The organism is Pantoea sp. sgz302252 (genome assembly GCF_047713085.1).
GTDB lineage: Bacteria > Pseudomonadota > Gammaproteobacteria > Enterobacterales > Enterobacteriaceae > Scandinavium.
The window spans coordinates 1-10,701 of sequence record NZ_JBLFJW010000058.1; the positions used below are offsets into that span (position 1 = coordinate 1).

At 48.4% G+C, this 10,701-nt stretch carries 4 protein-coding genes; 2 read left to right on the plus strand and 2 right to left on the minus strand.

Features of this window, described 5'->3' with window-relative positions:
• Together ACLW56_RS24425 and ACLW56_RS24430 are read left to right on the plus strand one after the other, a co-directional pair.
• A partial coding sequence (locus ACLW56_RS24425; protein ID WP_415378137.1) for an RCC1 domain-containing protein occupies positions 1-2,111 on the plus strand: 2,111 nt, incomplete at its 5' end.
• An 854-nt stretch (positions 2,112-2,965) separates the two neighbouring features.
• Positions 2,966-6,376 carry an Ig-like domain-containing protein gene (locus ACLW56_RS24430; protein ID WP_330986216.1) on the plus strand — a complete coding sequence of 1,137 codons (3,411 nt, stop codon included), beginning with the start codon at positions 2,966-2,968 and terminating at the stop codon, positions 6,374-6,376.
• 208 nt (positions 6,377-6,584) lie between these two features.
• Here ACLW56_RS24430 and ACLW56_RS24435 read toward each other — a convergent pair whose 3' ends face one another.
• Both ACLW56_RS24435 and ACLW56_RS24440 read right to left on the minus strand, forming a co-directional pair.
• Positions 6,585-8,141, minus strand: a complete 1,557-nt coding sequence (locus tag ACLW56_RS24435; protein ID WP_330986217.1) for a hypothetical protein — start codon at positions 8,139-8,141, stop codon at positions 6,585-6,587.
• Positions 8,142-8,278: 137 nt separating this feature from the next.
• On the minus strand, positions 8,279-10,612 hold the full coding sequence (locus ACLW56_RS24440) for an Ig-like domain-containing protein (RefSeq protein ID WP_330986218.1): 2,334 nt from the start codon (positions 10,610-10,612) through the stop codon (positions 8,279-8,281).
• Between the last annotated feature and the right edge of the window lie 89 nt (positions 10,613-10,701).

A 10,701-nucleotide genomic window follows, 5' to 3' on the forward strand; every position in this document is an offset into this window, starting at 1 on the left:
TGCCGGCCGGCTGGACGTTCGGGACGCCGGTGAGACAGGCGGACGGGAGCTGGTCGGTCACCCTGAGCGAGGGGGCGGTGAGTACGGGAATGGACCTGTATGAAGAGGTCAGCTATCAGGGCACCGCGCAGGTGCTGGCGGAGCATGATGTGGCCACACTGCGCACCCCCCTGGGGCAGTGGGCAGCGCAGTCGGCGAAGATGAACGGCCTGAGACTGCTGAGCTATACGGAGTATGACCCGAATGATGTCAGCACGGATTACCGTCTGTACCGTGACAGCTACCGTGTGGAGGATGTTCCGGACCTGAGCGTGGATTATCAGGCGGCCTCCCTGTATATCCGGGGTACGGCTCTGGGTGAGAATGACGTGGTGGTGCGGGTGCGGCTGACGCCGGATGACACGACGCAGCGGGTGGTGATGAGTGCGTTCCAGCGTTTTCCACAACTGAGCGGGTATGCAACGGCGTCGCTGACGGTGAACGGCGTGGCGGAAGAAGGCGTTCTGGTGGTGTTTGACAAAACGCAGCCGGTGACGACGGTGGCCGTTCAGGCGGGCGTGCTGAATGAGGATGGCACGGCAGACTGGCAGGTGAGCACGACGGTGAGGGCGGTCTGGAGTGAGAGCCGGCAGGAGCCGCTGCTGACGCTGGATGACAATGCGCCGGCAGACTGGCAGTTCCTGAGCATGCAGGCAACCGGGAATGCAGGGGAGTTTACCACCCTGCTGACCGGGGATCTTCTGGCACCGGGCATTGTGGTGCGTGGGGCAAGGAACATAAAAGCTGACTGGACCTGTAGCCCTCCTCTGGTGGCTCTGGACAAGCGAACATTGCAGCCAGTTGTGGCACAGTGGCAGTATGAAGGCGAGGGCGAAAGCGAAGTGGTAACGGCGAGCCGGTTCACCGATCAGCGTCCGGAAAAAAAACTGACCGTGTGGTCATCGACATCTCGTCAAGTGCTCACCCTGCGGCCACAGAATATCTCAGTCAATTGGATGAAAACTGACAGTGCATCCACCGCTCTGCTGAACCGTGGCAATGTTGTCGCCTGGGGAGACAGTCAGGATGGTGGTAGCGTGCCGCCAGATATCGCTTCCCGCACAGATCTGTCCAGTGTATCCGGAAACGTATACGCTTTTGTCGCACTGAGCACCGGAGGCAGCGTCGTGGCATGGGGTGACGATAATTATGGAGGAAGTGTCCCCTCAGCTATTGCTTCGCGAACTGACCTGGTGAGTGTGGCAGTAACTGATACTGCCTTTGCCGCCCTGACAAATGGCGGGAGTGTGGTGGCCTGGGGAGAGTCCAGCTTTGGCGGCAGCGTACCATCGGATATTTCTTCACGCACTGACCTGGTGGAGTTACGGGGTACTGGGCAGGCCTTTGCAGCCCTGACTGCCGGAGGGAGTGTGGTGGCCTGGGGAGAGTCCGGCTTTGGCGGCAGCGTACCATCGGATATTTCTGCACGCACCGATCTGAAAAGTTTGTTTGCAAACTTCAGCGCTTTTGCAGCCCTGACCTCCGGAGGCAGTGTCGTGGCATGGGGCTACGGTGATGCTGGAGGAAGTGTTCCCTCAGCTATTGCCTCACGTACGGACCTGGTGAGTGTGGCAGCAACATTGGAGTCCTTCGCAGCCCTGACAAGTGAAGGAAACGTGGTGGCCTGGGGAGAGGGTGATTCAGGCGGAAGCGTGCCATCGGGCATTGCTTCACGTAACGATCTGGTTAGCTTGTGTGGTAGCGAAAACGCCTTTGCTGCACTGACTGCTCAGGGTGGCGTAGTGGCCTGGGGAGATGAAGCTTATGGCAGCAGTGTTCCACCAGAGATTGCTTCACGTACCGATCTGGTGAATATCGCGGCGACAGCCGGTGCTTTTGCTGCACTGACCGCCTCGGGCGACGTTCTTGTCTGGGGGGACGCGACCAACGGTGGCACGATCCCCTCTGATGTGGCCGACATGCTGACGAACGTGGTGGCAATATACAGTGGCTATATGATGTTTGTCGCCCTGAAATCCGATGATACTGTGGTTGTCTGGGGGGGCGGAGAGGCCGGAGAAATGGCGAATATTCCGGCTGAGCTGCAGGGGAATATCTCGTACCTGGAATAAATCATTCCGATAGCGTCCTGGAGGTTTACCAGAAACAGAGGCAGGCATAGCACGTTATGCCTGCCAATATGAGGAGCATCTGCTCGCTTCAGCTATTTACTGTGATCCGGAAACAGCCCCCTGTTTCCGGATTTTTAATACACATCGTACACGTTCTCGACGCCACCATTACCTACTGATGATGAATTTGAAGGACATGTTGGTGATATTGTAAGAAGAGTTAAATTCATTACTCAAAATATTGCCTGTTATCCTGGTGAGAATGAAATATCAGCACTGGCTGAAAGTGTGTGAAATACCCTGGCAGGCGAGCAACCCATTTTGAAATGTTGATATTATTTGATTGCACTATAACATGATTTATTCTCTTTAATGACATGCTCAATCTTATTGAAGTCTGTTTTTCTGCTTTTGTATTCTTCTGGAATTTATATTTGCAAAGTAACCCCTGCATCTAAAATCATTACCATGGCTGGTGCATTGGACTCTTTCATTTAGGCGTTGCAGCCTGAGACGCACCAACAAATCCTGATCGCGGTAATGCTGACATGTGCATTTCCACCGGTTCTCGCATCTGAGCAAGATTGCTGGTTATATTCATTCATCAGTTACCTCGAATTGAAATTTTACTCGCATTGTCATATGTTCGTTGCTAACATCAAGCTTAATAATCTATATTACTACCTATCGTTGTTTTGGTCGAATGCTGATTCTACGGGGTTTGAAGGATCAGAACTGTATATGTTTGATGTTATAGTTCTTTTTTAGACTAAGACGTATGGCCTGACTACTGGGCCAATCGGTAGCATTTCTTTACTGAACGGGTTCAGGCCAGGTTAGAGAGGGGACAAGCAATGAACCATCAGCTCGTGTATAAAAAAATATCATTCAAAATGATGGCATGGAGCCAGATTGCGTTGCAGTTAATTTCTTTATTTATCTTCAGCTTTACCATTCAGGCCCAACCTTCGTCGCCTCCTGTTCAGAATGTACTTCCTCAAAGCGGCACGTTAAATACGATCGCTAATAGCCTCTCCAGCGGAGGGGGCGATGGTCTGAAAACAACAGCTCAATCGATGGTAACCGGAAACACTGCGTCCTCAGTTGAAAAATGGTTAAACCAGTTTGGAAATGCAAAGGTACAATTACAAGTTGATCAAAATGGGAACTGGGATGATAGTTCTTTGGATCTGCTAATGCCGCTTTATGATAATGAAGAGTCAGTTCTTTTCACGCAACTTGGTGTTCGCTCCCCTGATGGGAGAATGACGGGGAATCTGGGGATAGGCGTGAGAACCTTCTATTTAAAAAACTGGATGTTTGGCAGCAATGTTTTTTTTGATAACGATTTCACGGGTAATAACCGTCGGGTTGGGATTGGTGCTGAAGCCTGGAGAAGTTATCTCAAGTTATCAGCTAATACTTATTTTTCTACAACTGAATGGCACGATTCCCATGATTTTGATAATTATAATGAAAAACCTGCTGATGGTTATGATGTCCGCGCCGAAGGTTATCTTCCCGTTTATCCACAACTCGGAGCAAAAATAGTTTACGAAAAATATTACGGCAACAAGGTTGCATTATTTGATACGGATCATTTGCAAAGTAACCCTTCGGCTATAACTACGGGATTAAATTATTCTCCAGTACCCATGGTCATGCTAACTGTAGATTATAAAAAAGGTCAGAATGCGCTACAGGACACACAGTTTGGTGTTAATTTCCGCTACGAACTGGGGCAACCATGGTCCTGGCAGATAAATCCTGATAATATTCGTCAGGTTCGCAGTCTGGAAGGCAACCGCTATGGTCTGGTTGAGCGTAATAATCAAATTATTATGCAATATAAAAAGAAAGATGAACAAGTCCTGAATGCGCTAGCGCTCCAGGTGATAGTTAATAACAGTCCCTCCGATGGTCTGACGCCGAATACTGCACAGGTTTATGCAACAGACAGCAGTGGTCAGCCAGTGAATAATATCGTTATAAACTGGACGGCTACAGGAACAACCAAACTTGCTGCGACAACGTCTGTAACCGATCGTAATGGTTTAGCCACAATTGAATTCACTAATACTACGCCAGAAACCATACAAATTACTGCTCACAGCGGGAGTATTTCTGCAACCCAAATTAGTCAATTTACAAAAGTTGTTGTCAATAATATCACTTTAAAAATAACAAAAGATAACAGTATTGCTGATGGACAAACAGCTAATCAGGCGCTCGCTGTCGTGACAGATATCAATAAACGTCCAATTGTAAATACCGAAGTTACATGGAAAGTCGATAACCCCGCCAGGCTAAAAAACAGTCAAACCATAACTGATTCTAATGGGCAGGTCACGACAGAATTTACTTCAACAGCCGCAGGGCCCATTGTCATTAATGCCACTGCCGGAGGATACACTGCCTCTCAATCAAGCCACTTTGCTACCAATCCCGCTGGTATTATCCTGCAAGATATCAAAGTAACAAAGGATGGTTCCCCTGCTAACGGGACAGACACCAATACAGCAGAAGTTTATGTCAGGGACAGTGGAGGAAATCCAGTCAGTAACATGACGGTAAGCTGGAGCGCAGATAAATCAGGAGTCGTATTTACTTCGCAGACCATGACTGATAGCGCAGGTAAAGCAACCGTAGCTTATTCAGATACTGTTGCAGAGTCGATTCAATTAACAGCACAGATTGCAAACGGCAATAAGCTCAGTGTTGCGAGTGTATTCGTTGCGGATGTTGCGCAAGAAACTATTAGCAACCTGCTCGTCACGTCAGGTGCGTTAGCTAATGGCGTGACCACCAATCAGGCTACTGTCACTGTTGTCGATAATCGCAACCAACCTGTACCAAATGTGAACGTTACATGGAATATCGATGGTACAGCTCAACTCAGTGCAACAAGCGGAAACACTGGGCCAGATGGCACTCTGCGAGTAACGTTTACAGACAGAAAAGCAGAAACTGTCAATGTTAAAGCATTATTGGCTAATGGTAGTAGTCGTACTCAATCCAGTACATTCATCGCCGATGCCAGCACTGCGAGAGTAGCCACCTTAGTCGTGACCAAAGATGGAAGCTCAGTGAATAGCCCTGAAGCTAATACTGCCGAAGCGACTGTCACCGACGCGAATGGGAATATATTAGCAGGTCAGACAGTCAGCTGGTCATCTGATAAATCGACAGTTCTGTTAACACCAGCGAATACCGGCCTGACAGACGCTAACGGAAAGTCGACGGTCACTTATACTGATTCAGTCGCAGAAACGCTGACTTTAACGGCCTCAACTAATGGCAGTACGCTTAGCCAGCCATCCTCTTTTACCGATGATTCGATCATTGCGGGGTTAGTTGTCACTACAAATAATGCGCAAGCTGATGGCTCACAATATAATGAGGTGATGGCCACCATTCAGACCCCTTCTGGACAGGCGCTTTCCGGTAAAAATATAAGTTGGAGCGTTGATTCATCTACTGCTTCGCCCCAAAACAGCACGACCACTACGGACGGTAACGGAGAAAGTACATTAAGACTAACAGATACCACAAATGAAAATGTTAGAGTGACTGCGCGGCTATCAAACGGTAAGAATAGCAGCACAACAGTGACTTTTACCCGTGTGTTGCAGTTGACGCTGACTCCGGGTTCTGCTTCAGGCACGGCAGGATATCTGAAGCAACTGCCAGTAACGGCAAAAGTCACAGACAATAATAACCACCCCATCAGCGGTATCACCGTCAATTGGAATACTGGAAACTCAGATCTTACCGTTACCCCCGCGTCGGGCGGAATAACCGACAATAATGGCGAAGTTACTTTCCAGTTTACCTCGAGTTCTGCAGGAAGTTTCACACCTGAGGCATCTATACTGTCAGGTACCACTACCATTACGCGCCAAAGCACTCTCACTTTTACCGAAGATGTCAGTGCTCCAATTACATTCACATCAACACCTGCCGGTGGCACGGTACCTCGTTCAGAAATAGCAGATGGTATTAAATTCACAGTACCTCCCTGGGCTGGCATGATCAAAGGCCAAACGCTAGATTGCCAGTACGACTATGAAAGCGACACTAAACGCCTTTCCGTGGACGTTGTCATTGATGATGGGAATTGGGGGCAGACTATAACGCTCGTTACCCCGGGGTTACCGTCAGCAGACGCCCCTGTGAATGACGGCAGATTATTTTGTGCTTACATTAGCTTAGATGGAACATCAATCCAACGCTCTGCTAATGTTGCTTTAAACGTAACCCGTTAATATTGCGGAATGGACTGCATCTCAAAAGTTGGACACCCAACTTTATGGGGTCAGTCCATTTCCCGGGCTTTAGAGTCACGGTTAAAAGCACCACTCCTTGAAGATGAGACGATGCTGCACCATTCGCACATACGTTCTTAGTGGTATCATCTCTGGTTAAGAGGTCAAAACCAGAAAAACACTCTGCGTCACATGGGCGGATTCATTGCTAAGTGACTATTTGATCTGCTGGGTTGTACGTGAATATCACATCCTGGTTCTCTGTTGTTGGAAGCGTAATTTTAATGATTGGGATGATAATTTTATTATCATTATAATAGGTTTGCTGGTTTTCCTGGGCATTGCCTAGCCCCCCCTGAATGTAAAAGAAAGCCTGGATGGGAAGTTTATCATCAGAAACCCCTCCCCATGTTTGCAGACGGAGTTCATTCGGTGTGGTGAATGACTCGGAAAGAATTAGGTTTATACCTAATAAATTTTGATAAAATGCATCAGCCACATCATAACCTCGATTCAAAGGGCTATCCTGGCTCACGATAAAACCACATTGATAAGTATGACTGTGCCCACCGGATACATAGTGGTCATACCATTGTGTTGCAGTGTAGATATTTTGGTATTGACACTCTTCGCTTGCCGTTCCTTCGCCGCTATATATACCACATCCTGAATCGCTTCGATTATCTGTAGCTCCATCGATGGGAAATGCACAAAGTACATCGATAATTACATTCCCAGGCATACGATCATTGGTTGGATAAAGAATATAGCCATTATCTCTACTATAAGCAAAGCGATCAAATTCTGCATCTTGTCGAAGATAAGAAAATGATGTTCCGCCACTACTAATATTCTTGCTATCAGGTTCCCATGGTTTTTCTTTACCAGGATCTGTTGCACGAATCTGTACACCAGAACACAGATACGCAGGCATGTCAGAATGATTGCAAAACTTCCGTGTATCATTATATTGAGCAGTAAGCACTGCTGCAACATCTGTTACTACCTGATCACTTTCGTTATAAATAAATGAAGCGGTATCACCAGGCTTTTGAGGTAGTTCCAAATGTATAACAGGCAAAAAAGCTCCAGTAGTATCATAATAGCCTTGTTGCTCTTCCTGTGCCAATGATAGCGCAGTCGTTGTCGTATAGAAAAATGCCTGCAAAGGTAAGTTTGTTGGTGTTTCTGATTGCGACCATGTTGGCAACATAATTTCATTGGGTGCACTAAAAGCATCATTTTCAACAAGACTGATACTACTTATTACCTGCTGGAAATCATTCGCTGTGGTTAAAGTAAAACCACATTGATGTGTTTTTTTATCGTTATCAGGAACAGAGTTGTAATGGGTGTACCACGATGATGAGGTTGTAATATTCATCTCCTGACAGGGAATGCTCTCATCAGGATATTCTGGTGTTGGACCACAGCCATGAGCATTCCTGCTTTGCGTATCGGCACTTACAGGAAAAGCACACAGTGGAGTAAGGACATTGCTATTTACTGGAGAAAGTGCGGAGGGATAAACAATAAATCCATGATCGTAACCACTATTTAAAGAATTAAAATTCACATCCTCTCTTAGAAAAGAGAATGACATTCCTCCCAGCGCTTCCTCTTCATCCGTGGGAACCCATGGTTGGGCAGAAGCAGATGATGTCACACCATGCAATAACACACCTGAACACGTGAACACCGGCTCATCAACATTCTCACATACGGATGATTGCAAACTATAATCTGCAGCTAACTCTCCTGCCACAGTATATCCTCGATAGCTGAGCCCACTTGCAACTGAATATCCGGAGCAACAAGACAGGATCAAGATATAAATGAATGTTTTCATAATGTATGACCTCAATCAAATAGGCACACTGCAATAGTGTGCCATTGCATTTATCAGAAAGAATACGAGATATATCCGTTTAACGTGGCGGGAACATCGCCTTGAGATCCTCCGGATTCAGTATCTCCCCAAACAATAACGGTATTGTCATTTTTTAATGCAATAAATGCCCTGGAGTTGGAATAAATAGCTTTTACATTTTTCAAACTAGCACTAACGGATGATGAATCACCGCCATATACAGCATCACCCCACGTATAAACAGTGCCGTCACTTCGCAGTGCTGCAAAACTATAACTGGTCCCTGTTATTGCAATAACGTTGTTTACACTCGGAGTAACTCCACCATGCGCTTCATCGCCCCAACAAACAACTGTGCCATCACTTCGTAAGACAGCAAAAGCCGAATAGGTTGATTTAATATCTACCGCATTAGACAGTTCGAGATACTCAGCAGGAATGGCTCCGCCTTCATCACTATTTCCCCATGCAATAATCTCTCCGGTTTTTCTAAGACCCAGGAAAGCACTTTGTGTGCCACAAAGACGCATGACATCTGTATATCCCATGACAACTCGGGCATCACCCCCACCATTCTCATTTCCCCATGCAGCGATCTGACCACTACCATGCAACACAGCAAAAGCGTCAAGGGTAGAATAGCAACTCGTAATTCCAGATAATCCCGTTATTGTTGTATCTGGAGCACCACCACTTGATGCATCACCAAATGCGAATACCTGTCCAACACTGTTTACAACTGCGGCTGCAAATTCTGTCATCTGCAATTGCACAATATCATTCATCGCAGCAATATTACTGGGAACGGATAAATCGAGATCAGGGAATTCATCATCAACGACCGTAGACCCCAGTCCCCAGGTCTGTATATAAGGTGAAGAAGTGGCTCGCAGTAGAAATGTACCTCTATTTGAGCGAAGATCGACGATATCAAATCGCTCGCTAATATTTAATGGTATAACTCCCCCACGATCTTCATTTCCCCATGCGAAAGCCGACCCATCCGAGCGAATAGCTGCAAAAGCACTGGCAGTAGCGCACATCCCTTGAACATTTTTGTTATCCGTCCCGGCAGGATTAACACCGCCACGTTCTGGACTTCCCCAAGCTACAACCGTCGCATCATTTTTTCTGGCAGAAAAAGCCGCTGAGCTGCCAGGATCATCATCGTACCATCCACCCGATCCCAGAATATTGCTAACATTCAGCCCTACGCTCAAATAACCAGCAGCACTCACTGTAAGCTCTCGTTCCGGATAGATATCGGTAAATGATGAACCTGAGTAAGTTTCCATATCATCGGTATATTGCCAGGATGCAATAACTGGGGATGAAGTGACAGGATCCATAGCAACCAGGCGGCTGAGAATATATTCACCATAACTGCGATTACTGCTCCTTGCCCCCATGACCACTAGCGACTGACTGGTAACCTGAATGGTTATCTCTTTACTGTCTTGTCCCAGGATCTGCGCGGTTACTACCGCCGTACCATCTTCTGTCGAGCTCAGTTGAGCGCTTGCCTGTCCCTCTACATTCGTTGTCGAACTCGCTACATTCAGAATTCCGGATGTAGTATTCCAGTGCACTGTCACTCCCTCCGTAGCGACTTCCTGAGCATCCAGCACCAGAGCGGTCAGTGTTGCCACATCTGTTCCGTTATCTGCGATGGATGCTTTGTCGCTGGTCAGGCTCTCAATATGTAATGAACCCGGGAAGGCACCGGTCAGCAGGGTGGTAAATTCCCCTGCATTCCCGGTTGCCTGCATGCTCAGGAACTGCCAGTCTGCCGGCGCATTGTCATCCAGCGTCAGCAGCGGCTCCTGCCGGCTCTCACTCCAGACCGCCCTCACCGTCGTGTTCACCTGCCAGTCTGCCGTGCCATCCTCATTCAGCACGCCCGCCTGAACGGCCACCGTCGTCACCGGCTGCGTTTTGTCAAACACCACCAGAACGCCTTCTTCCGCCACGCCGTTCACCGTCAGCGACGCCGTTGCATACCCGCTCAGTTGTGGAAAACGCTGGAACGCACTCATCACCACCCGCTGCGTCGTGTCATCCGGCGTCAGCCGCACCCGCACCACCACGTCATTCTCACCCAGAGCCGTACCCCGGATATACAGGGAGGCCGCCTGATAATCCACGCTCAGGTCCGGAACATCCTCCACACGGTAGCTGTCACGGTACAGACGGTAATCCGTGCTGACATCATTCGGGTCATACTCCGTATAGCTCAGCAGTCTCAGGCCGTTCATCTTCGCCGACTGCGCTGCCCACTGCCCCAGGGGGGTGCGCAGTGTGGCCACATCATGCTCCGCCAGCACCTGCGCGGTGCCCTGATAGCTGACCTCTTCATACAGGTCCATTCCCGTACTCACCGCCCCCTCGCTCAGGGTGACCGACCAGCTCCCGTCCGCCTGTCTCACCGGCGTCCCGAACGTCCAGCCGGCCGGCA